The organism is Micromonospora sp. NBRC 110009 (assembly GCF_030518795.1).
Classification (GTDB): domain Bacteria; phylum Actinomycetota; class Actinomycetes; order Mycobacteriales; family Micromonosporaceae; genus Micromonospora.
On the sequence record NZ_CP130427.1, the window covers coordinates 5,914,498 to 5,935,416 of the forward strand.

24 protein-coding genes are annotated in these 20,919 nt (G+C 74.6%); 16 read left to right on the forward strand and 8 right to left on the reverse strand.

From position 1 onward, the window contains the following. Positions 1–19 precede the first annotated feature (19 nt). The gene (locus Q2K19_RS27980; RefSeq protein WP_302765110.1) at positions 20–553 is read right to left on the reverse strand and encodes a MarR family winged helix-turn-helix transcriptional regulator; all 534 of its coding nucleotides are present in this window, start codon (positions 551–553) and stop codon (positions 20–22) included. Between the two features lie 68 nt (positions 554–621). Here Q2K19_RS27980 and Q2K19_RS27985 point away from each other — a divergent pair, with 68 nt between their 5' ends. Next, positions 622–1,857 (forward strand): MFS transporter, encoded by a 1,236-nt coding sequence (locus Q2K19_RS27985; protein WP_302765111.1) that lies wholly within the window; start codon positions 622–624, stop codon positions 1,855–1,857. 9 nt (positions 1,858–1,866) lie between these two features. Here the strand turns inward: Q2K19_RS27985 and Q2K19_RS27990 are convergent, their stop codons facing one another. Continuing rightward, positions 1,867–2,262 carry a cupin domain-containing protein gene (locus Q2K19_RS27990; RefSeq protein ID WP_302765112.1) on the reverse strand — a complete coding sequence of 132 codons (396 nt, stop codon included), beginning with the start codon at positions 2,260–2,262 and terminating at the stop codon, positions 1,867–1,869. Between the two features lie 27 nt (positions 2,263–2,289). Then, entirely contained in the window at positions 2,290–2,775 is a 486-nt protein-coding gene (locus Q2K19_RS27995; protein ID WP_302765113.1) for a GNAT family N-acetyltransferase, read from the reverse strand. An 87-nt stretch (positions 2,776–2,862) separates the two neighbouring features. Between Q2K19_RS27995 and Q2K19_RS28000 the strand changes: the two genes are divergently transcribed. Both Q2K19_RS28000 and Q2K19_RS28005 read left to right on the forward strand, forming a co-directional pair. Next, a complete protein-coding gene (locus Q2K19_RS28000; protein ID WP_302772782.1) occupies positions 2,863–4,416 on the forward strand; it encodes an ArnT family glycosyltransferase in 1,554 nt (517 codons plus the stop codon). A 39-nt stretch (positions 4,417–4,455) separates the two neighbouring features. Next, entirely contained in the window at positions 4,456–5,274 is an 819-nt protein-coding gene (locus tag Q2K19_RS28005) for a TIGR04222 domain-containing membrane protein (RefSeq protein ID WP_302765114.1), read from the forward strand. Between the two features lie 24 nt (positions 5,275–5,298). Here the strand turns inward: Q2K19_RS28005 and Q2K19_RS28010 are convergent, their stop codons facing one another. After that, the gene (locus Q2K19_RS28010) at positions 5,299–6,780 is read right to left on the reverse strand and encodes a vWA domain-containing protein (protein ID WP_302765115.1); all 1,482 of its coding nucleotides are present in this window, start codon (positions 6,778–6,780) and stop codon (positions 5,299–5,301) included. Positions 6,781–7,031: 251 nt separating this feature from the next. On the opposite strand from Q2K19_RS28010, the gene Q2K19_RS28015 reads away from it, so the two are divergent. From Q2K19_RS28015 to rox, 7 genes are all read left to right on the forward strand, one after another. Further along, positions 7,032–8,492 carry a hypothetical protein gene (locus Q2K19_RS28015; protein ID WP_302765116.1) on the forward strand — a complete coding sequence of 487 codons (1,461 nt, stop codon included), beginning with the start codon at positions 7,032–7,034 and terminating at the stop codon, positions 8,490–8,492. 43 nt (positions 8,493–8,535) lie between these two features. After that, positions 8,536–9,120, forward strand: a complete 585-nt coding sequence (locus Q2K19_RS28020; RefSeq protein ID WP_446839817.1) for a hypothetical protein — start codon at positions 8,536–8,538, stop codon at positions 9,118–9,120. A gap of 176 nt (positions 9,121–9,296) precedes the next feature. Beyond that, the gene (gene msrB / locus Q2K19_RS28025; protein ID WP_302765117.1) at positions 9,297–9,764 is read left to right on the forward strand and encodes a peptide-methionine (R)-S-oxide reductase MsrB; all 468 of its coding nucleotides are present in this window, start codon (positions 9,297–9,299) and stop codon (positions 9,762–9,764) included. Continuing rightward, positions 9,761–10,279, forward strand: a complete 519-nt coding sequence (gene msrA, locus Q2K19_RS28030) for a peptide-methionine (S)-S-oxide reductase MsrA (protein WP_302765118.1) — start codon at positions 9,761–9,763, stop codon at positions 10,277–10,279. The genes msrB and msrA overlap by 4 nt, the downstream gene beginning before the upstream one ends. A 222-nt stretch (positions 10,280–10,501) precedes the next feature. Continuing rightward, a complete protein-coding gene (locus tag Q2K19_RS28035; RefSeq protein ID WP_302765119.1) occupies positions 10,502–10,684 on the forward strand; it encodes an epoxide hydrolase N-terminal domain-containing protein in 183 nt (60 codons plus the stop codon). A gap of 24 nt (positions 10,685–10,708) precedes the next feature. Next, positions 10,709–11,638: a redoxin domain-containing protein gene (locus tag Q2K19_RS28040; RefSeq protein WP_302765120.1), complete on the forward strand. Its 930-nt coding sequence runs from the start codon at positions 10,709–10,711 to the stop codon at positions 11,636–11,638. Positions 11,639–12,209: 571 nt separating this feature from the next. After that, a complete protein-coding gene (rox, locus tag Q2K19_RS28045) occupies positions 12,210–13,661 on the forward strand; it encodes a rifampin monooxygenase (protein ID WP_302772785.1) in 1,452 nt (483 codons plus the stop codon). On the opposite strand, the gene Q2K19_RS28050 is transcribed toward rox, so the two are convergent. Beyond that, positions 13,658–14,497 (reverse strand): helix-turn-helix domain-containing protein, encoded by an 840-nt coding sequence (locus tag Q2K19_RS28050; protein ID WP_302765121.1) that lies wholly within the window; start codon positions 14,495–14,497, stop codon positions 13,658–13,660. The genes rox and Q2K19_RS28050 overlap by 4 nt on opposite strands. A 101-nt stretch (positions 14,498–14,598) precedes the next feature. Here Q2K19_RS28050 and Q2K19_RS28055 point away from each other — a divergent pair, with 101 nt between their 5' ends. Then, complete coding sequence (locus Q2K19_RS28055; RefSeq protein ID WP_302765122.1) at positions 14,599–15,306, forward strand: SDR family NAD(P)-dependent oxidoreductase; 708 nt, start codon at positions 14,599–14,601, stop codon at positions 15,304–15,306. Between the two features lie 16 nt (positions 15,307–15,322). Here Q2K19_RS28055 and Q2K19_RS28060 read toward each other — a convergent pair whose 3' ends face one another. Next, on the reverse strand, positions 15,323–15,802 hold the full coding sequence (locus Q2K19_RS28060; protein ID WP_302765123.1) for a DnaJ family domain-containing protein: 480 nt from the start codon (positions 15,800–15,802) through the stop codon (positions 15,323–15,325). A gap of 154 nt (positions 15,803–15,956) precedes the next feature. On the opposite strand from Q2K19_RS28060, the gene Q2K19_RS28065 reads away from it, so the two are divergent. Further along, the gene (locus tag Q2K19_RS28065) at positions 15,957–16,388 is read left to right on the forward strand and encodes a YkvA family protein (RefSeq protein ID WP_302765124.1); all 432 of its coding nucleotides are present in this window, start codon (positions 15,957–15,959) and stop codon (positions 16,386–16,388) included. 3 nt (positions 16,389–16,391) lie between these two features. Beyond that, positions 16,392–17,111 carry a sulfite exporter TauE/SafE family protein gene (locus tag Q2K19_RS28070; protein WP_302765125.1) on the forward strand — a complete coding sequence of 240 codons (720 nt, stop codon included), beginning with the start codon at positions 16,392–16,394 and terminating at the stop codon, positions 17,109–17,111. Positions 17,112–17,154: 43 nt separating this feature from the next. Here the strand turns inward: Q2K19_RS28070 and Q2K19_RS28075 are convergent, their stop codons facing one another. Next, the gene (locus tag Q2K19_RS28075) at positions 17,155–17,703 is read right to left on the reverse strand and encodes a GNAT family N-acetyltransferase (RefSeq protein ID WP_302765126.1); all 549 of its coding nucleotides are present in this window, start codon (positions 17,701–17,703) and stop codon (positions 17,155–17,157) included. A gap of 137 nt (positions 17,704–17,840) precedes the next feature. Here Q2K19_RS28075 and Q2K19_RS28080 point away from each other — a divergent pair, with 137 nt between their 5' ends. After that, a complete protein-coding gene (locus Q2K19_RS28080) occupies positions 17,841–18,491 on the forward strand; it encodes a LysE family translocator (protein ID WP_302765127.1) in 651 nt (216 codons plus the stop codon). Between the two features lie 34 nt (positions 18,492–18,525). On the opposite strand, the gene Q2K19_RS28085 is transcribed toward Q2K19_RS28080, so the two are convergent. Continuing rightward, positions 18,526–19,035 (reverse strand): NUDIX hydrolase, encoded by a 510-nt coding sequence (locus Q2K19_RS28085; protein ID WP_302765128.1) that lies wholly within the window; start codon positions 19,033–19,035, stop codon positions 18,526–18,528. A gap of 94 nt (positions 19,036–19,129) precedes the next feature. Here Q2K19_RS28085 and Q2K19_RS28090 point away from each other — a divergent pair, with 94 nt between their 5' ends. Beyond that, complete coding sequence (locus tag Q2K19_RS28090) at positions 19,130–20,248, forward strand: coiled-coil domain-containing protein (protein ID WP_302765129.1); 1,119 nt, start codon at positions 19,130–19,132, stop codon at positions 20,246–20,248. A gap of 22 nt (positions 20,249–20,270) precedes the next feature. Then, positions 20,271–20,900 (forward strand): alpha/beta hydrolase, encoded by a 630-nt coding sequence (locus Q2K19_RS28095; protein WP_302765130.1) that lies wholly within the window; start codon positions 20,271–20,273, stop codon positions 20,898–20,900. The last annotated feature ends 19 nt before the right edge of the window (positions 20,901–20,919 follow it).

Below are 20,919 nucleotides of genomic sequence, written 5' to 3' on the forward strand. Positions count from 1 at the left end.
GCTGCGGTCTGCGTCGACCCTAGACCCGCCCACCGACATCCTCGACCCCGCCGGGCCGGGCCGGCGGGGTCTCGGCCGCGAGGGTGACCCGGCGGAGCAGGTCGGACAGCAGGCGCCGGTCCTGCGGGGTCAGGGCGCCGAGCACCCGGTGCTCCTCGTCGCCGACCACCCCGATCGCGCGCCGCCAGGCGGCCCGGCCGTCGTCGGTCAGTTCGACGTCGATGCGGCGGCGGTCCACGGTGGAGGGGATCCGCCGGACGAAGCCCCGGCGGACCAGCGCGTCCACCCGTGCGGTGATCGAGGCGGGGGCCATCCGCAGGTCACCGGCGATCTCGGAGGGGGCGGCCCGGCCGCCGCGCCCGGCGAGGACGTGCAGGGTGCCGTACTCCTTCTCCTGCAGGTCCAGATCGGCCAGGGCCCGCTCCTTGACCTCCCGCAGGTGCCGGGTCAGCAGCGACATCCGGGTGACCGCACCCTCGACGTCAGGGTCCAGGTCGGGCAGGACGGGCAGCCAGCGGTCCACGTGCTGGTCGATGCGGTCGCGGTCGGTCACCCGATCACCGTACGCCGGGCCGCAAAAATTCGTTGTCGAAATATTCGATGTCGAAGTACTCTACGGCGGTGACGCATCCACTCCGGCATCCCGCCTTCCGTCTGCTCTTCCTCGGCCGAACGGTCTCCGCCGTCGGCGACGCCGTGGTCCCCACCGCGCTGGCCCTGGCCGTGCTCCGGGCCACCGGTTCGACCGCCGCCCTCGCCGTGGTGCTCGGCTGCGCCATGCTGCCCCGGCTGCTGCTGCTCCCCCTCGGCGGCGTGGTGGCCGACCGGTTCGACGCCCGGCGGGTCGCCCTCCTCACCGACCTGGTGCGCTGTGCCGCCCAGTTGGTCGTCGGCGTGGAACTGCTCGGCGGCGCCCCGACCCTGACCCACCTCGCCGCGGCCTCCGCCCTCGGCGGCGCGGCCTCGGCGTTCGCGATGCCGACCGCGTCCCCGCTGGTCGCCGGCACCGTCGAGGCCGACGGCCGCCAGCGGGCCAACGCGCTGATGGGCGTCACCGCCAACGCCAGCCGGCTGGCCGGCCCGGCCCTCGCCGGCCTGCTGGTCTGGACCGCCGGCCCCGGCTGGGCCTTCGTGCTCGACGCGGCCTCCTTCGCGGTCAGCGCCGCGCTGCTGTCGGTCATCCGGGTCCGGCACGTTCCCGTACCGCACCGGTCGCTCCGGGCCGACCTGGTCCTCGGCTGGCGGGAGGTCCGCTCCCGGGACTGGTACTGGAGCAGCCTGGTCGCCCACGGCGTGTGGAACGGCGCCGCCGCGGTGCTGCTCACCGTCGGCCCGGTGATCGCGGTGGACCGCCTCGGCGGGGAGGGCGTGTGGGTGCTGCTCCAGCAGGCCGGGGCGGTCGGCCTGCTGGCCGGGTCGCTGCTCGCCGCCCGGGTCCGCCCGCGCCGGCCGGTGCTGCTGGGCAACCTCGCCCTGGCCACGTACGCGGCGCCCTTGCTGCTGCTCGCCGCCGCGGCGCCCGCCCCCGTGGTGGTCACCGCCTACTGCCTCGCCCTGGCCTCCCTCGGCTTCCTCAACCCGGTCTGGGAGACCGTGGTGCAGGGGCAGTTCCCGCCGGAGGTGCTCGCCCGGGTCACCTCCTACGACTGGCTGATGTCGCTGGGCGCCATGCCGATCGGCTACGCGCTCGCGCCGCTCGCCGCCCGGGCCTGGGGGTCACCCGCGCCGCTGGCCGTCGCCGGCGTGCTGGTGCTGCTCGCCTGCGCCGGCACCGCCGCCGTCCCCGGCGTACGCCGGCTGGGCTGGCCGGCCGGCGCCCCGGCCGCACCCGCGGAGCAGGTGCCGGCGGGGCGCTGACCGGCCCGGTCAGAGCCGGTGACCGGTGGTGGTGTCCACGTGCCCCGGCACCTCGTCGTGCCGGTCCCCCACGCTGGAGGTGCCGGACGGCTCGAACATCAGGATCGAGGCGCCGTCCGGCGCGGACGGCCGATGCTCCACCCCGCGCGGCACCACGTACACCGCCCCGCGGGGCAGCACCACCTCCCGCTCGCCGCCGCCCGCGCCGTCACGCAGGGCGATCCGCAGTTCCCCGTCGAGCACCAGGAAGAACTCGTCGGTGTGGTCGTGGGCGTGCCAGACGTGTTCGCCGGCCACCTTGGCCACGCGGACGTCGTAGTCGTTGACGGTGGTGACGATGCGCGGACTCCACAGCTGGTCGAAACGCGCCAGGGCGGCGGCCAGCTCGATCGGCTCAGTGCTCATCCACCCATCGTCGCCCACCGGCGCCGTTCACAGCGGACGGTGCATCACGTGCAGCCCCACCCGGCCGAGGGTGGGATGCGCGAACGCCTCCGGCACGGTGCCGATCACGGTGAACCCGAGCCGTTGGTACAGCCGCACCGCCGTCGCGTTGGACTCCGCCACGGCGTTGAACTGCATCGCGGCGTAACCCTGGCGGCGGGCCCAGTCCAGGGCGTACTCCGCCAGGGCCCGGCCGACGCCGCGCCCCCGGGCCGCGGCGCCCACCATGAAGCTCGCGGTGGCCACGTGCGAACCCGGGCCGGGCCGGTTGGGGCCCATCTTGGCGGTGCCGAGGAGCGTCCCGTCCTCCTCGGCGACCACGGTGTGGCCCGGGGGCCGTTCCACCCAGACGTCGTGCAGCACCTCGGCCGGCCACGCCGGGTCGTAGGGGAAGGTGTCCGCGGCGGTGACGACGGCCGCGACGATCGGCCGGACCTGCGCCCAGTCGGCCTCGGTGAACTCACGGATCAGCATCCCGGGCACGGTAGCCACCCGCCCCGGCCGTCCGCGAGCCGGTTCCGACCGCGACGGGTCAGCGCGCGGTGGCGCGGCGGGACGATGATGGACGGCGTGGCCGAACCCGTCGCCGACCTCGACCGCCCCGCGCCGGCGGCATCCCCGACCGACCCGCCGGCGCCGGGCCCGCCCACCGCCGCGCCGTGGCTGCTCGGCGCGGCCGTCACCACCGTGCTGCTCCTGCTCGCCGGCCGGTACGGCTACCACCGCGACGAGCTGTACTTCCTGCTCTGCGGCCGGCACCTGGACTGGGGCTACGTCGACCAGGGCCCGCTCGTGCCCGCCCTGGCCCGGCTGGCCGACACCGTCGCACCGGGCAACCTGGTGGTGCTGCGTACCCCCTCGGCGCTGCTCGGCGGCGGGGCCGTGGTGCTGGTCGCGGCGATCGCCCGGGAGTTCGGCGCGGGCCGCGGCGGCCAGATGCTCGCCGCGTTCCTCGCCGCCACCTCGGGCATCGTGCTGGCCGCCGGGCACCTGCTCAGTACCACCACCGTCGACCTGGCGGTCTGGCTGGTCGCGACCTGGTGCGCGGCGCGGATGCTGCGCACCGGGGACAGCCGGTGGGCCCTCGGCGCGGGGCTCGCACTCGGGGTCGGCCTGCTCAACAAGCCGCTGCCCGCCCTGCTCGGCGTCGGCCTGCTGGCCGGGGTGGCGGTCGCCGGACCGCGCCGGCTGCTGCGGGACCGGTGGGTGCTGGCCGGCGCCGGGGTCGCCGCCCTGCTCGCCGTGCCCTACCTGGCGTGGCAGGCCGCGCACGGCTTCCCGCAGCTCTCGGTGGCCTCCTCGATCGCCGGCGGGGACAGCTCCTACAGCGGCCGCCTGGACGCCGTCCTGCTGCAACTGATGATCATCAGCCCGTACGCGGCGCCGATCTGGATCGCCGGGCTGGTGGCGCTGCTGCGCCGGCCGGCGTGGGCGGCCTACCGGGCGCTGGGGTGGGCGTGGCTGGTGGTGTTCGCGCTCGTCCTGATCCTCGGCGGCAAGGGCTACTACGACGCGCCGCTGCTGCTGGTGCTCACCGCAGCCGGCGCGCCGGCGGCCGCCGCCTGGGCCGGCCGGGGCGCGGCGCGGCTGCGGCGGGTGCTGCTGGCCGCGGGCGCCGCGGTCACGCTGGCCGGCAGCGCGGTGCTGCTGCTGCCCACCCTGCCGGCCGACCGGCTGCCCGGTTTCGTGGTCGAGGTCAACTACGACGCGGGCGAGACCATCGGCTGGCCGGCGTTCGCCGACTCGGTCGCCGCCGTCCACCGCGGCCTGCCCCCGGCGGAGCGCGCCCGCACGGTCGTGCTCACCGGCAACTACGGCGAGGCCGGGGCGCTGGCCCGGTACGGGCCCGCCCGGGGCCTGCCGCGGGCGTACTCGGGGCACAACAGCATGGCCGGATTCGGCCGCCCGGCCGACGACGCCGACGTGGTCATCGCCGTCGGCTGGGCCCGCCCGGACCGGCTCCGGAGCTGGTTCACCGAGGTCACCGAGGCCGGCCGGATGGACCAGCGGGTCGACGTCGACAACGACGAGAACGGGATGCCGATCTTCGTCTGCCGGGGCATGCCGCGCCCGTGGTCGCAGATCTGGGACAGCGAGATACGCCACGCCTCGTGACCGGGTCGCGGGCCGGCCGGCCGGGCCATACTTGGCGCCATGCTCTGGGGTGTCAGCGGACCGCTCTTCCTCCTCGACTACGTCACGGCGGTCGCCGCCGCCCTGGCGATCGCCCTGGCGGCACGCGAGCTCACCGGCCGGCGGGCCCGGGGCGCGGCACCGGACACCGTCGAGCTGGCGTACCTGACCGACCGGGCGGGCCTGGCCTGCCAGGTCGGCATGGCCGCGCTGCGCCGCGCCGGCGTCGTGCACCTCGGCGAGCTGGCCACCCTGTCCGTGGACGGGCCACCACCACCCCGCTCGACCGCGCTCGTCCGCGCCCTGCACGCCGCGCTGCGCCGGCCGCAGACCTGGGCCGCCGTGCTCGCTGACCCGGCCGTGGGCCGGGCCCTGCGCCGGCTGGTCGGCCGGCTGGTCCGCGACGGCTGGCTGCTCACCCCGGCGCAGCGGCGACGCGTCGCGCTGGCCACCCTGCCGCTGTTCGCGGTCGCCGCCGTCGGGGTGACCCGGCTGGTGGACAGCGCCGTCGAGGGCCGCGACGCCGGCGGGCCCGCCTCCGTGGCGGGCCTGCTGCTGTGCTGCCTGGCCACCGCCCTCGGCGGCTGGTGGCTGTGCGAGGTGCCGGAGACCGGGGCGGCGGCCCGGCGACTGCTGCGCCGGCTCCGCCGCGAGCACACCGACCTCGCCCCCGAGCGGCGCCCGGCGTGGAGCGAGCGCGGCACCGACGAGCTGCTGACCGGTATGGCCCTGTTCGGGCCGCGCCCGCTGCTCGCCGTCGACCCCCGGTTCGCGGTGCAGGTCGGCGTCGACCCGGAGGGCACCCGTCCGGCCCAGCAGCCGAAGCTCGCCCGCCGCTGACCGGCCGCCGGCCCTGTTCCGGGATCAGCGGAGCTCGTCGGCCGAGCGGATCACCCGCGCCAGGTCCCGCACCTCCGCGTCCTCGGTCGCGGCGGCCGCCCCGTCCGCGATCCGCGCCAGATCCGCCAGCCGCACCTGCGCGCCGTCCCGGCCACCCTGCAGCGCGACGGCGAACCAGGCCGCCGCGTAGCAGGTGCGCAGGCGCGGCGAGGCGGCCTCGAAGTCGCCGCTCACGTCGGCGACGCGCACCGACTCGTACGTCTCGGCCGGCGCCCGGTCCGTCGGATCGGTCCAGCGCACCTGCACTCGCGCGACCCGGGCCGAGGCGGGCGCCTCGTCGACGAGCTGCACGGCGTAGAGCGCCGTCACGCTGTGTCCGGGGCCGACCTCGCCCCCGTCGACGCGGTCGTCGCGGAAGTCCTCGTCGGCGAGGGCCCGGTTGTCGTACCCGACGAGCCGGTAGGACCGCACCGCCGCCGGGTCGAAGCTGACCTGCACCTTGGTGTCGAGCGCCCGGACGCCCAACGTCGCGGGCAACCGGTCCACGAACAGCTTGCGGGCCTGGTCCCGCTCGCTGACGTACACCACGAATCCGTCGCCGCGGTCGGCGAGCTGCTCCATCAGTTGGTCGCCGTAGTCGCTGCCGACGCCCACGCCGAGCAGGGCGATCTCCTTCTCCGCCTCGTCGCGTACCCGGCGCAGGATCGGCTCCGCGTCGGTGTTGCCGACGTTGGCCAGCCCGTCGGAGAGCACGATCACCCGGTTCGTGCGGCCGGGGCGGAACGCCTCGCGGGCCACCTGGTAGCCGAGCACCAGACCGGCTTCCAGATTGGTGCTGTCCCGGGTCCGCAGCGAGTCGATGGCGTCGTGCAGCCGCCGGGCGTCGGAGACCGGGGTCATCTCCCGGACCACCCGGGCCTGGGTGCTGAACTCGACGATGGCGATGGAGTCGGTGGGGCGCAGCTGGTCCACGAGGGTGTGCAGCGCGTCCTGCACGAGGTCCAGCCGTCCGGGCCCGTCCATCGACCCGGAGACGTCGATGACGAAGGTGAGGGCGGCGTCCGGTCGGCTCTGCCCGCTCTGCCCACGGGTCTGCAGCCCGACCCGCATCAGCCGGACGTCGCCCGCCGCCTCGTGGGTGCGGGGCGGGCGGGCGCCGTCGACGTGCACGGCGAAGCCGTCGCCGGCCGGCTCGGGATAGTCCTGGCGGAAGGAGTTGACGAACTCCTCGGGCCGCACCGCCGTCGGATCCGGCAACCGGCCGTCCTCGATCTGTCGGCGGGCGTAGCCGTACGACGCGGTGTCGATGTCGACGCCGAAGGTGGACTGCGGGTCCTCGGCGGCCCTCGTGTCACCGCCGCCGGACCAGGGCGTGCCGTCGTGCTGCCGGACCGGACCCTGGGCCGTGTCGCTGCGCCCTGCGTTGTCGGCGGCGGTGCAGGCGGTGATCGTCGTCGCGGCGGTCAACGCCGTCAGCAGCAGCGGCAACCGTCTCCAGTGGGCCATCGGATCCTCCCGGCGGGCTGAGGGGTGGGTGATCCGGCGGCGCCGCCGCGGGATCCCTTTCGGTCATTGACGCAGAGCCACCGCGCCGCGGCTCCCGCTGTGGCCGAGCCGATACCCAAGCGTGAATCTCGTGACCGGTCCGTGTGCGAGACGTGACCTGAGCGGGCGGGCCCCGCCCTGCGGCACCCGCCGGGATGGGGCAGAGTGAGGGCCCGGTTGTCCGCAGCCGGGACGACGAGAGGAGGGCGACCGTGGAGGGCCCGACCGGGGTGGTGTTCCCCGAGACCGGCGGTACCCGCAGCACGACGGCGCTGGGCCGGGCCGTGGTCGCCGATGCCCTGCGCGCCGTCGACCCGGTCGGCGCGCGCGCCGCCGAGCACGAGACGAACTGGCGGCACGGCTACCTCGGCCACTTCCGCCGCCTGGTCGAGGCCGGCCTGCTCTCCCGCGAGGCGGCGCTCACCATCGCCCGGGACGGGCTGGCCGCCCTGCACACCCGGATGCGCTACCTGCCCGCCGGCGGCGCGGAGGTGGGGCTGGCCGAGGCGTTCGACCTGCCGGATCCGGAGCCGCTGGAGACCGCCACGGTGACCGGGACCGGCGAGGTGCAGCGGGAGCTGTCCCTGCCGTACCGGGGGCAGCGACTGCGCGGCGACGACCTGCGCCGCCGTCTCGACGCCTGGGTGGACGCCGGGGTGATCGAGCCGAGCTGCGCCGAGGCGGTCCGGGTGGTGCTGGCCAACCCGGACTGGCTGGACCTGGGCGACCAGCGCATCGTGGTGCTCGGTGCGGGCGCGGAGATGGGCCCGCTGCCGTCCGTGCTGCGCTGGGGCGGTGAGGTCGTCGCGGTCGACCTGCCCCGCCCGGAGATCTGGCGTCGCCTGCTGCGCACCGCCCACAGGTACGGCGGGCGCCTGCACCTGCCGGTCCGACCGGGCACCGGCGGGGACGACGACGCCCTCGCCGCCGGGGCCGGCGCGGACCTGCTGCACCGCCTCCCCCAGGCCGCCGCCTGGCTGAGCGGCCTGGACGGGCGCCTGGTGCTGGGCAACTACGTGTACGCCGACGGCGCGACCAACGTGCGCGTGGCCACCGCCGTCGACGCGCTCACCGTCCACCTGGGCCGACGCCGTCCGGACGTCGCGCTGGCGTTCCTGGCCACCCCCACCGACGTGTACGCCGTCCCCGCCGAGGCCGTCGCCCACGCCGAACGCGGGTACGCCGCCCGGGGCCTGGCCCGCCGGTCCCTGCGGGTGCTCTCCGGCGGCCGGCTGCTGCACCGCAACTACCCGCCGCACGCCGACCCGGGGATCAACGACAGCCTCGTCCCCCAGCAGGGACCGAACTACGCCCTGGCCAAGCGGCTGCAGCGGTGGCGGGCGGCGGTGGCCCGCGAGGCCGGGACGACGGTCTCGCTCACCGTGGCGCCGCCGACCCGCACCCGCTCGGTGCTGCGCAACCGCGCCCTCGCGGCCGCGTACGCGGGGGCGCACCGGTTCGGCATCGAGGTGTTCGAGCCGGCGACCAGCAACACCCTGATGGCCGCGCTGCTGGTGCACGACCTGCGCACCGGGGGCGGCCCCGCGCAGGAGCACCCGTGGCGGGACGAGGCGTACGCGGCGGCGCACGGCGGCCTGTGGCGGGTGCCGTACGCCCCGCGCAGCGCCCTCGGCCTGGCGGTGCTGCTCGGCCTGGGCGGCGCACGCGCCTGACCCAGGCCAGGTTTCCGCTCCCGGCCCCCGGGAAGCCAACCGCATGGCCGAGACCTTCGCTGATCAGGACCTGACCACCCTGCGGTCCATCGCGCGCGGTGCCGGCATACCGGACACCGAGCGCGTACCGCACGACGAACTGGTCGACATGTTGCGCCGGGCGGGTCTGGCCGACCCGGACGGTCGGCCGATCGATACCAGCCTGGCGGATCCCGGTGACCCGGGCACCGCCGAGGGCGTCTACCACGGCCGGGGCGTCGGACGCCGCGAGTCCGCCGGCGGATCTGCCGCCGCGACGGGCTGGCCGGACCAGCCGACGCAGGATCCGGCCGGGCTGTCCAGGCTGCCCCGCAGCAGTCTCACGCTCGGTGACGAGAGCACCGGCGGCCGGGCCGCCGAGGAGGCGATCGGCGCGCAGCCCGGCGAGTCCGGCACGGAGATTCCGGACCGGACACAGGGCCCGGACGGTCGCCGGGGCGACATCCGGGATCCGGCCGGGCTGTCCGGGCTGCCCCGCAGCAGTCTCACGCTCGGTGACGAGAGCACCGACGGTCGAGCCGCCGAGGAGGCGATCGGCGCGCAACCCGGCGAGTCCGGCACCGAGATTCCGGATCGCACGCAACGCTGACCCCGGATGGCGAGCCGCCCCCGAAGCGGGGGCGGCTCGCGTTTCCGCTCACCGGGACTTTCCTCCGCGCCACCGGAGGGCGGTTAGTCGACCTCAGGCCGGGTACGCGTGCGAGACCGTGTGCGGGCCCGTGGAATCCGGCCGTTCGTGCCGACCAGCCATCCGAGGGGAACAACGTGTCACACGAGTATCGGAAGAACCCTGAGGCGGTCTCCCGGCTGTCCCCGGAGCAGTACCGGGTCACTCAGGAGGCCGAGACGGAGGCACCCTTCGACAACGCCTACTGGGACAACAAGGAGCCCGGCATCTACGTCGACGTGGTCTCCGGTGAGCCGCTGTTCGCCTCCGTCAACAAGTACGACAGCGGCACCGGCTGGCCTACCTTCACCCGGCCCATCGAACGGAAGAACGTGGTCGAGATCCCCGACGAGAGCCTCGGCGTCGTCCGCACCGAGGTCCGGTCGGCGCACGGAGACAGCCACCTCGGCCATGTGTTCGACGACGGCCCGGTGGAAACCGGGGGGTTGCGCTACTGCATGAACTCCGCCGCCCTGCGGTTCGTTCGGCGCGACGACCTCGAGCGCGAGGGCTACGGCGAGTACCGCACGATTCTCGAGCACCCGGACGGGGAGAAGAAGCGATGAGTGACAGGACTGAGAAGGCGATCCTGGCCGGCGGCTGCTTCTGGGGGATGCAGGACCTCATCCGCAAGCGGGAGGGGGTGCTCACCAGCAGGGTCGGCTACACCGGCGGGGACGTGCCGAACGCGACCTACGAGAACCACGGTTCCCATGCCGAGGCCATCGAGATCGTCTTCGATCCCGACCGACTCTCCTATCGGGAGCTTCTCGAGTTCTTCTTCCAGGTCCACGACCCGACCACGAAGAATCGTCAGGGCAACGATGTGGGCGCCAGCTACCGGTCGGCCATCTTCTACTGCGACGACCAGCAGCGGCAGGTCGCGGAGGACACGATCGCCGACGTCGACGCCTCCGGCCTCTGGCCGGGCAAGGTGGTCACCGAGGTCAGCCCGGCCGGCCCCTTCTGGGAGGCCGAGCCGGAACACCAGGACTACCTGGAGAAGTATCCGGCGGGCTACACCTGCCACTTCGTCCGACCGGACTGGAAACTTCCCCGCCGCACGCAGAGCGCCCGTTGACAACAGCGTTGGCCCGGCCCGGATTGCTCGTATCGTCCGGGCCACCGGGGAAGGCCGCTCTACCCTCGGGCAGCCGGCGACCAGGCCGCTGACCTCGCATCACTCGCCTCAACGCCGGCGCCGGAAGGCGCTGCACGCCACGCCGCATCCGGGGTCCCGATGCACAGCAGGGCAGGAATCCCGCTCGACCTCGGATGACCCCGAAACGGAAAGGTGGCCCACATGGCCGTCAAGACCGAAGTGCGACCGGCCGTTGCCGAGATCCGACCCTTCATGGTCGAGGTCCTCGACTCGGAACTCGAGGCACTGCGGGCCCGCATCGCGGCCACGCGCTGGCCCGAAAAGGAGACCGCCCCGGATCAGCCACAGGGCGTGCAACCGGCGACGATCCAGGCGCTTCGCTAGATGACCCTGACCGAACGTCTGCAGATGCCCTCACTCGACGGGGCGACCGAGTGGCTCAACTCCGCGCCACTCGGCCCCATCGAGCTGCGCGGCCGTCCCGTCCTGGTGAACTTCTGGACGCTGACCTGCATCAACTGGCTGCGCCAGGAGCCGTACGTGCGGGCGTGGTCGCAGGCCTACCGCAACGACGGGCTGATCGTCGTCGGCGTCCACACGCCGGAGTTCTCCTTCGAGCACGACGTGGACCAGGTGCGGCAGGCGATCACGGCGCGCGGGATCGACTATCCGGTCGTCGTCGACAACGACTACGCCGTCTGGCGCGCCTTCGGCAACCACTACTGGCCGGCGCTCTACTTCGTCGACGCCGACGGCGCCATCCGCGACCAGCACTTCGGCGAAGGGCGCTACGAGCGGTCGGAGCGGGTCATCCAGCGGCTGCTCGACGTCGAGCGGGAGCCGGTCGCCGTCGAGGGGCGCGGGGTCGAGGCCGACGCTGACTGGGATCACCTGCGCACGCCCGAGACCTACCTCGGCTACTCACGCAGCGAGCACTTCGCGTCACCGCAGGGTGTCGTCTTCGACGAAGCCGGCGCCTACGCGCTCCCCGAGCACCTGCCGCTCAATCACTGGGCCATCGCCGGGCAGTGGACCATCGGATCCGAGCAGGTCGTGCTCCACCAGCCCGGCGGGAGCATCGCATTCCGGTTCCACGCGCGGGACGCGCATCTCGTGCTGTCTCCCGGAACGCGCGAGGTGATCCCGTTCCGGGTGCGCCTCGACGGCGAAGCGCCGGGCCGGTCACACGGCGCAGACGTCGACGATGCGGGGCACGGCCTGCTCCGGGACGGGCGCCTGTACCAGCTTGTGCGCCAGCACGACGGTGTCCGCGAGCGGACCCTGGAGATCACGTTCGACGAGCCCGGCGCCGAGGCGTACGTGTTCACGTTCGGATAGCCAGGACAGCCACCCTCACCATAACTGTCATTATGATGTAGTTCCGGTATGCGCCTTTCGTCGCGAGTAATTACCGGATTGCCAGTAAAGGCAATCCGATAATCGGGCAAGCGGGGGGGCTGGATGAGGTGACGGCGGGCCGGTGTCGCTTCGCAAGCTGAGTCGGCGAGTCCGTCTCACTGGCTCTGATCCGTCGGGCCGGTGGGGCTCGTCTAAGGCCGCCGATAGCCGGACGCCGGATTCGCCCTGCACCCCGTTCGGAGCCGTGATCACGTGGCGGGGAAAGGGCTGGACGGGATGATGCTCAGGCTTGTAGCTTGCAGTTGCCCGTGACGCCGCCCGAGGAGGTGAGACCCATGAACGCTGTATCGATGTGGGTGCTCCCCCTTCCCATCACGGTCGGGCGATTGACGTAGGTGTCGCCGGGAGCGCCTCGCCAACAAGGCACTCCCGAAAGGCAACACCTATGCACTCTCTGCAGTTCACCGCCGAGCCGTCGTCGAACGACCCGGTCGAGCGCGACATCCCCGGACTTCCGTCGCCGGCCTCCGGCGCCGATCGTGCGCCCCTCATGTTCGACGTGATCATTGCCGGGTGCGGGCCGACTGGTGTGATGCTGGCCGCCGAACTGCGGCTGCACGATGTGCGGGTACTCGTCCTGGAGAAGGAAACCGAGCCCGTGTCGTTCGTCCGCATAGTCGGTCTGCATGTTCGCAGTATCGAGCTGATGGCAATGCGCGGGCTGCTGGAGCGCATTCTCGAACGCGGAAGGCAGCGTCCGGCCGGCGGCTTCTTCGCCGCCATCAACAAACCCGCGCCCGAGGGCCTGGATTCCGCGCACGCCTATCTGCTGGGCATCCCGCAGCCGGTCATCGTTCACCTGCTCGAAGAGCATGCGATCGAACTGGGTGCGCAGGTCCGGCGCGGTTGTGCGGTGGCCGATTTCGAGCAGGACGGCAATGGTGTGACCGTCGAGCTGGCCGACGGGGAACGGCTGCGTTCGCGCTATCTCGTCGGCTGTGACGGCGGGCGCAGTACGGTGCGGAAACTGCTCGGCGTCGGCTTCCCCGGCGAGCCCTCGCGGACCGAGACGCTGATGGGCGAGTTGGAAGTGGGTGTGCCGCAGGAGGAGATCGCCGCCAAGATGGTCGAAATCCGCGAGACCGACAAGCGACTCGACCTCAGGCCCGCAGGCGTTGGGGTCTATCGCGTGATAGTCCCCGCCGCGGGAGTCAGCGATCGTGCGGAACCGCCCACCCTCGAGGATTTCAAGCAACAGTTGCGCACCATCGCCGGAACCGACTTCGGCGTGCACTCCCCGCGCTGGCTGTCCCGCTTCGGCGATGCCACACGACTAGCCGAACGTTATCGGGTCGGGCGGGTGCTGCTGGCCGGCGACGCGGCACACATCCATCCGCCCATCGGCGGACAGGGCCTCAACCTGGGCGTTCAGGACGCATTCAACCTCGGCTGGAAACTGGCCGCACAGATCCGCGGCTGGGCGCCGGAAACACTGCTGGACACCTACCAGGCCGAACGTCACCCTGTCGCCGAGGACGTGCTGGACAACACCCGCGCCCAGATGGAACTGCTGTCCACCGAACCGGGCCCGCAGGCCGTGCGTAGGCTGCTCACCGAACTGATGGACTTCGACGAGGTGAACCGCCATCTGATCGAGAAGATCACCGCGATCGGCATCCGCTACGACTTCGGCGCTGGCCCCGACCTGCTCGGCCGCCGCCTGCGCGACATCGACGTGAAACAGGGCCACCTCTACGGTCTGCTGCATCGCGGCCGCGGCCTGCTGCTGGACCGCACCGAACGCCTGACCGTCGGCGGCTGGTCGGACCGGGTCGATTACCTCGGGGATTCCACTGCCGTATTGGATGTTCCGTGCGTCCTGCTACGCCCCGACGGCCACGTCGCCTGGATCGGCGACGATCAGCAGGACCTGGACGACCACCTCGCCCGCTGGTTCGGCAAGCCGCCAACTCAAACGAGAAGAGACAGGCGGCTCACCTAGACCAGGGTCTGGGTGCCGAGGACGGTGAGCAGCGCGAGCCGGTCGGCGTCCTCGGTGCCGGGCTCGGCCGTGTAGACCATGATCCGCAGGTCGCTGCCGGCCACGCTCAGCACATCGCAGTCCAGGGTCAGCGCGCCCACCTGCGGATGGTCGATGGTCTTGCGGGCGGCCTCGTGGCGCCCCACGACACCGGAGTCCCACAGCTCGGCGAACCGGTCGCTGTTCGCCCGCAGCTCCCCCAGGAGCCGTCGCAGCCGCTGGTCCGCCGGGTAGCGGGCGACGGCGGAGCGCAGGTCGGCGACGAGCGCCGCCTCGAAACCGCGCAGCGATTCCGGCGTGTGCCGGACCCGCGAGGAACCGCGGCCGAGAAAATGCCGCCACACCCCGTTGCGCTCGTGGCCCCGCCAACCGGACGAATCACCCATCAGGGCCGCGTAGGGCGGATTGGCCAGCAGCAGCGTCCAGGCCGCGTCGTAGACCGCGACGGGTGTCCCGGTCAGCCGGTCCAGCAGCCGCTGGACGCTGGGGGTGACGTCCGCGGGGATCGCGTCCGGGCCGGGCGGCGCGAGCCCGGCCAGCCGGTACAGGTGCGCGCGCTCCATGCGCGCCAACCGCAGCGCCCGGGCCAGCGCCTCGACGACCTGCGCCGACGGGTTGGCCGCCCGGCCCTGCTCCAGGCGGGTGAGGTAGTCGACGGAGATCCCGGCCAGCAGGGCCAGCTCCTCCCGGCGCAGGCCGGGCGCCCGTCGCTGCCCGCCGGCGGGCAGCCCGGCGGCCTCGGGCGGGACCCGGTCACGCCAGCGGCGCACCGCCTGCCCGAACTCCCCCGTGGCCATGCCACCAGTCTGCCGCGCCGGCCACCCGCCTGCCTGGTACCCGCGGTCCCAGGAAGACCGGACGCCTGGCTGACCGCCCGGGGCGGGCGGAACGTGGAGCCATGACGACAACACTGATCACCGGAGCGAACAAGGGTCTCGGCTTCGAGACCGCCCGCCGGCTCATCGCCGCGGGCCACACCGTCTACCTCGGCAGCCGGGACGCCGAGCGCGGCCGGCAGGCCGCCGACCGGCTGGGCGCACGCCTGCTGCTCATCGACGTCACCGACGACGCGTCCGTCGCGGCAGCGGTCAAGACCGTCGAGGCCGAAGGCGGACTGGACGTGCTGGTCAACAACGCCGGCATCGAAGGCCGGACCGGGGGGAACGGGGTGGTTGGCGCCGCCGAGGTGACCGCCGACGACATGCGCACGCTGTTCGAGACGAACGTCTTCGGCGCGGTGCGCGTCACGCACGCGTTCCTGCCCCTCCTGCGGCGCTCCGCCGCCCCGGTCGTGGTCAACGTGAGCAGCGGCCTGGCCTCGATGGCCCGGGTCACCGACCCCGGCACCCCGGCGTACGCGTACCCGGGGGTCGCCTATCCGGCCTCCAAGGCGGCGCTGAACATGGTCACCGTGCAGTACGCCAAGGCGTTGCCCGGCTTCCGGGTCAACGCGGTGGAGCCGGGCTTCACCGCGACGGACCTGAACGGGCGCACCGGCACGCAGAGCGTCGAACAGGGCGCCGAGATCATCGTCCGGATGGCGCAGCTGAGCCCGGACGGCCCGACCGGAGGCTACTTCGACGCGCAGGGCCCACTGCCCTGGTGAGGAGCGGTCCGGCGGGTCAGCGGCGTCGCCAGGGCAGCCGCCACCGCCGCCGCTTGACCGCCGGCGCGGCGGGGGCGTCGTCGGGCGCCGCGGCGGCCGGTGCCGCCGCCCGCTCCCGGTCGGCCCGCCACCGGCGTACGGTGTCGTCGGCGTTGACCGGGCGGACCACCACCCGGGGCCCGGTCGGGGTCCGCAGCCAGTCCACGATCTGCCTGTTCAGGTCGGCCACGTAGGCCCGCACCGACTGCTCGGTCGGCAGGTCGCGCACCTCGTCGGGGAGCCGTTCCACGCGGCGGCGCAGTTGCAGCGGCGTGGGCAGCAGGAGGTCGCTGGGCAGCTTCTCGCGCTCCAGGAAGCTCTTGATCCACCACGACTCGTCGTACGGCAGGTCCCGTCCGGGGATCGGTTTGCCGGCGCCGGGCAGGTTGTCGAACTCGCCCCGCTCCTGGGCCGAGCGGATCTGCGCCTCGACCGCGGCCTCCCAACCAGTCGTCACGCCGTCACCTCCCGCGCCTACCGTATCCGCCGGTTCCGACCGGGGTCAGCGCTCGTCGGGCGCGGCGCATTCCCCGCCGCGCGGTCGGGGCCGGCGCGGCGTACATTCCTGGTGGGCCGGCGGCGGCCCGTGCCGTGCGGGAGGGACCAGGGTTGTGCGCGACTGGCTGATCGGTCTCGGTGTCGCGGTGGCCTGCCTGCTGGCGAGCTGGGCGCTGCTGGTGCTGCTGGCCCGGCGGCTCCCGCCGGGCATCCTGCGGGACCTGGCGGCGTTCATCCCGGACTGCCTGACCACCGTGCGGCGGCTGCGCAAGGACCCCCGGGTGCCGCGCCGGGCGAAGGTCGCCATCGTGATCGCCGGGCTGTGGCTGGCCAGCCCGATCGACCTGATCCCCGAGTTCCTGCCGGTCATCGGCCCGCTCGACGACATCGTCGTGGTGGCCCTCGCACTGCGGTACGCCGGCCGGCAGGTGCCCCGGCAGGTGCTGCTCGACGCCTGGCCGGGCGAGCCGCGGCTGCTGCTGCGCCTGCTCGGCCCGGCACGGGACGACGCTGCCCCGGCCGGCGCCGAACCGGTCGACCGCTGACCGGTGCTCGGCACCCTGCTGGCCGCGTCGGCGGCGGCGTTCCTGCTGGCCCTGCTGTCGGCGGTGACCGGTTTCGGCGGTGGTGTGCTGCTGCTGCCGGTGTTCACCGCCCTGTTCGGGCTGCGGGTCGCGGTGCCGGTGCTCACCCTCACCCAACTGTCCAGCAACGCCGCCCGGGTCTGGCTGAACCGGCGCGAGCTGCGCTGGCCGCTCGCGGGCCGGTTCGCCGTCGGGGCGGTGCCCTTCGCGGTGGCCGGCGCGCTGCTGCTGGCTCACGCTCCGCTGGCCGCGTTGAAGCGGCTGCTCGGGGTGTTCCTGCTCGCCGTGGTGGCCTGGCGGCGCCTCGGCCGGCGGCCGGGTCGCCCCGGCGAGCGCACCTTCGTGGCGGTCGGCGCGGCCTCGGGTCTCGGGTCGGCGCTGCTCGGGTCGGTCGGCCCGCTCACGGCGCCGTTCTTCCTGGCGTACGGGCTGACCCGGGCCGCGTACGTGGGCACCGAGGCGGCCGCCGCGCTCACCCTGCACCTGTCGAAGACCGCCGGGTACGCCGCCGCCGGCCTGCTCGGCCGGCAGGTGATCCTGCTCGGGGTGGCGCTGACCCCGGCCACCCTGGCCGGCGCGTGGGTGGGCCGGCGGATCGTCGGCCGGATCAGCGACCGCCTCTTCGTCGCCCTGGTCGAGGTGGGGCTGGTCGCGGCGGCGCTGGTGTTCCTCGCCGGCTGGTGAGCGGGCGGCCAGACAACACCGGACAATGGGCCAGCGGGCGCCGTCAGGGTCGGCGGCGGACGTGGCGGTGGCCGTCCCGCGGGAACGGCGGCCGGGCGGGCAGCAAATCCTGGAACGCGTACCCGCTCTTCTCCGCCACCCGGCAGGAGGCCGGGTTGTCGATCTGGTGCATCAGCTCGAGGTGGGTGAGCCCGGCGGCGGCGAAGCGGGCGAACGCCCAGGCGCTGACCGCGTCGACCGCGCGCGGCGCGACGCCGCGCCCACGGGCGGGCGCGGCCGTCCAGTAGCCCACCTCGGCGGACGGCCGGCCGGGGGTGACCTCCTTGAGCACCACGTTCGCCACCAGCCGCTGCCCGTCGGCGGCCGGCTCCAGCACCGCGAAGCTGAACCGGCGGTCGGCCGCCCAGCCCTGCCGGCTGCGGCGCAGGAACGCGCGGGCCTCGGACCGGGTGGTCACCGGGAACCTGGTCCACTGGCGCAGCACCGGATCCCGGTAGGCCGCCAGCACGGCGTCGATGTCGTCGTCGCGCCAGGGTCGCAGCACGAGTTCGGGAGTGGCCGACGTGGCCGGGGCGCGCAGGACGATGGGCATCCCCGCATTCTCGCCCGGGCACTCCGGTCCGTGGGGGCGGCGCTCGGGGCGGGCGCGCCGGATACCTCGGTCCGCGGCGGCGGGCCGTGATCATCCGGGCGTAAGGTCGCAGCAGGACTTGCGAGGACGGGGGCGTCATGGTCACTATCGGCGCGTTGGTGGGCATCGGGCTGGTCGCGCTGGGACTGGTGCTCACGCCCGGCCCGAACATGGTCTACCTGGTGTCCCGGTCGGTCACCCAGGGCCGGCGGGCCGGGCTGGTCTCACTGCTCGGGGTGGCCGTCGGCTTCCTGGTCTACCTGGCCGCGGCGGTCGCCGGGATCGCCACCGTGTTCGTGCTGGTGCCCCCGCTGTACGTGGCGGTGAAGCTGGGCGGGGCGGCGTATCTGCTGTGGCTGGCGTGGCGGACGCTGCGCCCGGGCGGCACGTCGGCGTTCACCCCGGCACCGCTGCCGCCGGACCGCCCCCGGCGGCTGTTCACCATGGGCCTGGTGACGAACCTGCTGAACCCGAAGATCGCCATCCTCTACGTGTCGCTGCTGCCGCAGTTCGTCGACCCGGCGCGCGGGCACGTGGCGGTGCAGAGCCTGCTGCTGGGGCTGACCCAGATCTGCATCGCGCTGACCGTGAACGCGCTGATCGTGCTGACCGCCGGCGCGGTGTCGTCGTTCCTGACCCGGCGGCCGACCTGGGCGAAGGTGCAGCGGTACGTGATGGGCAGCGTGCTGGCCGGCCTCGCGCTCCGCATCGCCGCCGACCGCTCCCGCGCCGCCGTCGCCACCCCCTGACCGGTACGCGCCAGGAGGGTCCGCCGGGCCGACGTCAGAGGCTGTCGGGCTGGCGCAGCGCGGGGTGGCGCTCGCCCGCAGCGGCGTACCAGGCGGTGGGCTCCTCGCGCAGGGCGGTGCAGATCCGCAGCCGGGACCAGTCGTCCAGTTCGGGCAGCTCGTCGGGGTCGAACCAGCCCACCGCGAGGGACTCGTCGCCGTCGGGGGTGGCGGCTCCGCCGACGGCCCGGCAGCGGAACCAGACGTTTAGGTATTCGCAGACGTCGCCGTTGGGGTAGACGACCGGGTGGGTGGCCACCCCGCCGAGCCGCTCGATCTCGACCTTGACGCCGGTTTCCTCGTGGACCTCGCGCAGCAGCGCGTCCGCCGGCTGCTCGCCGGGGTCGACCATGCCGGCCGGCACGGACCAGCGGCCGTTGTCGCCCCGGCGGGCCAGCAGCACCCGCCCGGCGTCGTCGGTCACCACCGCGCTCACCCCGTAGAGCAGGAGCAGCTCGGATCCGATGTGCCGGCGCATGCGGGCCACGTACGGCGACAGGGGCATGCCGGGCACCCTACCGCCGGGTCGCCCAGGACCATGCCGCCGGTGCGCCCGCCGCGGCGCCGCCACCGGGGTCGGCCACTAGACTTCGGCCCCGATGGACGCCCAGCCCGCCCCCGACACCCGTCCCTGCGCCCACTGCGGACGCGAGGTGCCGCAACGCGCCGGCGCCGGCCGTCCCTTCCGGTACTGCCGGGACAACGACGGCGCCTGCCAGCGGGCGTCGCGCAACTCCCGGATGCGCCACCGCACCGCCCCCGGCCTGCCCGGTCAGGTGGCCCGCACCTGGGAGGCGGTGGACCGGCTCGACCAGATCGTGGAGACGCTCACCGAGGCGCTGCACGCCGAGCTCTCCCCGGGCGGCGTGGAGCGGCAGCTCGCGCAGGTCCGCGCCGAGGCGGCCGCCCAGGTGGCGGCCGCGCACACCGAACGGGACGAGGCCCGCCGGGACGCCGAGGACGCCGCGGCGACCGCCGCCCGGGCCCGCCAGGAGGCCCGGACCGCGCAGGCCGAGCGGGACACCGCGCGGGAGCGCGGCGACCGGGCCGAGGCGGAGGCCGCCCGCGCCGGCGACCGGGCACGGCACGCCGAGGCGGCCCGCGACGAGGCGCGCGGGGCGGCCAGCGCGGCGCAGGCGCTGCGGGTGCAGGCCGAGCGGGACCGGGACGCCGCCCGCCACGAACTGCGTGCCGTGGGGGCGGAGCTGGAGGGTGAGCGGCGCCGGGTCAGCGACCTGACCGCCGAGCGGGACGGCGCCCGCGCCGACGCCGAGCGGGCCACCCGCTCGGCCGCCGAGGCGGTGGAGCGCGCCGAGCGGCTGCGGGCCGAGGCGGACCGGTCGCGGGCCGCCGCCGAGGCCGCCGGCAACGCGGCCGCGCGGGCCCGGGCGGAGGCCGACGAGGCGCGGCTGGCCCGCCGGGACGCGGAGAGCGCCCGGGATCGGGCGGCGGCCGCCCGGGCAGAGGCCGACCAGGCGGCCGCGGCGGTCCGCGCGGAGCTCGCCACCCGCACCGGCGAGCGCGACGCCCTGGCCGCGGACCTGGCGGTGGCGCGGGAGGCCGCCGGCGCCGCCGACGCCCGGCTGGCCGAGCTGGCGGCCCGGCTGGCCGCCGCCGAGGCCGACCGCGACGCGGCCCAACGGCGCGCCGGGCAGCTCGCCGACCAGGTCAGCGACCTGGCCAGTGCCCTGGCGCGGCTCGGCAGCCGGGCCGGCTGACCGCCCGCGCTATCCTGGTTGAATGCTCAACCAGTTTTCCTCGCCGGTGGTGGTCACCGCCGGCCACACCGACCCGGCGGCCCCCCTGGTCGTCCTGCTGCACGGCCGCGGCTCGCACGAGCGGGAGATCCTCACCCTCGCCGACCACCTGCCGGCCGGCCCGGCGTACGCGGCGGTCCGCGCGCCGATCGCCGAGGGCGGCGGGTACGCGTGGTTCGCCAACCGGGGCATCGGCCGGCCGGTCGCCGGGTCGCTGCGCGCCACGATGGACTGGTTCACCGGCTGGCTCGACGCGGTCGCCCCGGCGGGCCGCCCGGTGGTGCTGGTCGGGTTCAGCGGCGGTGCGGCGTTCGCCGGCGGCCTGCTGCTCGACGACCCGGCCCGGTACGCCGGCGCGGCGATCCTCTACGGCACCCTGCCCTTCGAGGCCGGCGTGCCCACCACACCCGGCCGGCTGGCCGGGGTGCCGGTGTTCGTGGCGCAGGGCGAGCACGACACCGTCATCCCCCGCGAGCTGCTGGACCGCACCTGGGCCTACCTGTGCGGCGAGTCCGGCGCGGCGGCCGCGGCGCGGCGGGACCCGATCGGCCACGGCATCGCCGGGGAGGCCCGGACCGCGCTCGGCGACTGGCTGCGCGAGCGGCTCGGCTGAGCCGCCACGGGCTGGGACG

What these genes read in the sequence shown, in the direction of transcription:
- Q2K19_RS27990 (WP_302765112.1), bottom strand. Translation starts at nt 2,262, where the DNA reads ATGAGCACTGAGCCGATCGAGCTGGCCGCCGCCCTGGCGCGTTTCGAC.
- Q2K19_RS27995 (WP_302765113.1), bottom strand. Translation starts at nt 2,775, where the DNA reads ATGCTGATCCGTGAGTTCACCGAGGCCGACTGGGCGCAGGTCCGGCCG.
- Q2K19_RS28000 (WP_302772782.1), top strand. Translation starts at nt 2,863, where the DNA reads ATGGACGGCGTGGCCGAACCCGTCGCCGACCTCGACCGCCCCGCGCCG.
- Q2K19_RS28005 (WP_302765114.1), top strand. Translation starts at nt 4,456, where the DNA reads ATGCTCTGGGGTGTCAGCGGACCGCTCTTCCTCCTCGACTACGTCACG.
- Q2K19_RS28010 (WP_302765115.1), bottom strand. Translation starts at nt 6,780, where the DNA reads ATGGCCCACTGGAGACGGTTGCCGCTGCTGCTGACGGCGTTGACCGCC.
- Q2K19_RS28020 (WP_446839817.1), top strand. Translation starts at nt 8,536, where the DNA reads ATGGCCGAGACCTTCGCTGATCAGGACCTGACCACCCTGCGGTCCATC.
- msrA (WP_302765118.1), top strand. Translation starts at nt 9,761, where the DNA reads ATGAGTGACAGGACTGAGAAGGCGATCCTGGCCGGCGGCTGCTTCTGG.
- Q2K19_RS28035 (WP_302765119.1), top strand. Translation starts at nt 10,502, where the DNA reads ATGGCCGTCAAGACCGAAGTGCGACCGGCCGTTGCCGAGATCCGACCC.
- Q2K19_RS28040 (WP_302765120.1), top strand. Translation starts at nt 10,709, where the DNA reads ATGCCCTCACTCGACGGGGCGACCGAGTGGCTCAACTCCGCGCCACTC.
- rox (WP_302772785.1), top strand. Translation starts at nt 12,210, where the DNA reads ATGTTCGACGTGATCATTGCCGGGTGCGGGCCGACTGGTGTGATGCTG.
- Q2K19_RS28050 (WP_302765121.1), bottom strand. Translation starts at nt 14,497, where the DNA reads ATGGCCACGGGGGAGTTCGGGCAGGCGGTGCGCCGCTGGCGTGACCGG.
- Q2K19_RS28055 (WP_302765122.1), top strand. Translation starts at nt 14,599, where the DNA reads ATGACGACAACACTGATCACCGGAGCGAACAAGGGTCTCGGCTTCGAG.
- Q2K19_RS28075 (WP_302765126.1), bottom strand. Translation starts at nt 17,703, where the DNA reads ATGCCCATCGTCCTGCGCGCCCCGGCCACGTCGGCCACTCCCGAACTC.
- Q2K19_RS28080 (WP_302765127.1), top strand. Translation starts at nt 17,841, where the DNA reads ATGGTCACTATCGGCGCGTTGGTGGGCATCGGGCTGGTCGCGCTGGGA.
- Q2K19_RS28085 (WP_302765128.1), bottom strand. Translation starts at nt 19,035, where the DNA reads ATGCCCCTGTCGCCGTACGTGGCCCGCATGCGCCGGCACATCGGATCC.
- Q2K19_RS28090 (WP_302765129.1), top strand. Translation starts at nt 19,130, where the DNA reads ATGGACGCCCAGCCCGCCCCCGACACCCGTCCCTGCGCCCACTGCGGA.
- Q2K19_RS28095 (WP_302765130.1), top strand. Translation starts at nt 20,271, where the DNA reads ATGCTCAACCAGTTTTCCTCGCCGGTGGTGGTCACCGCCGGCCACACC.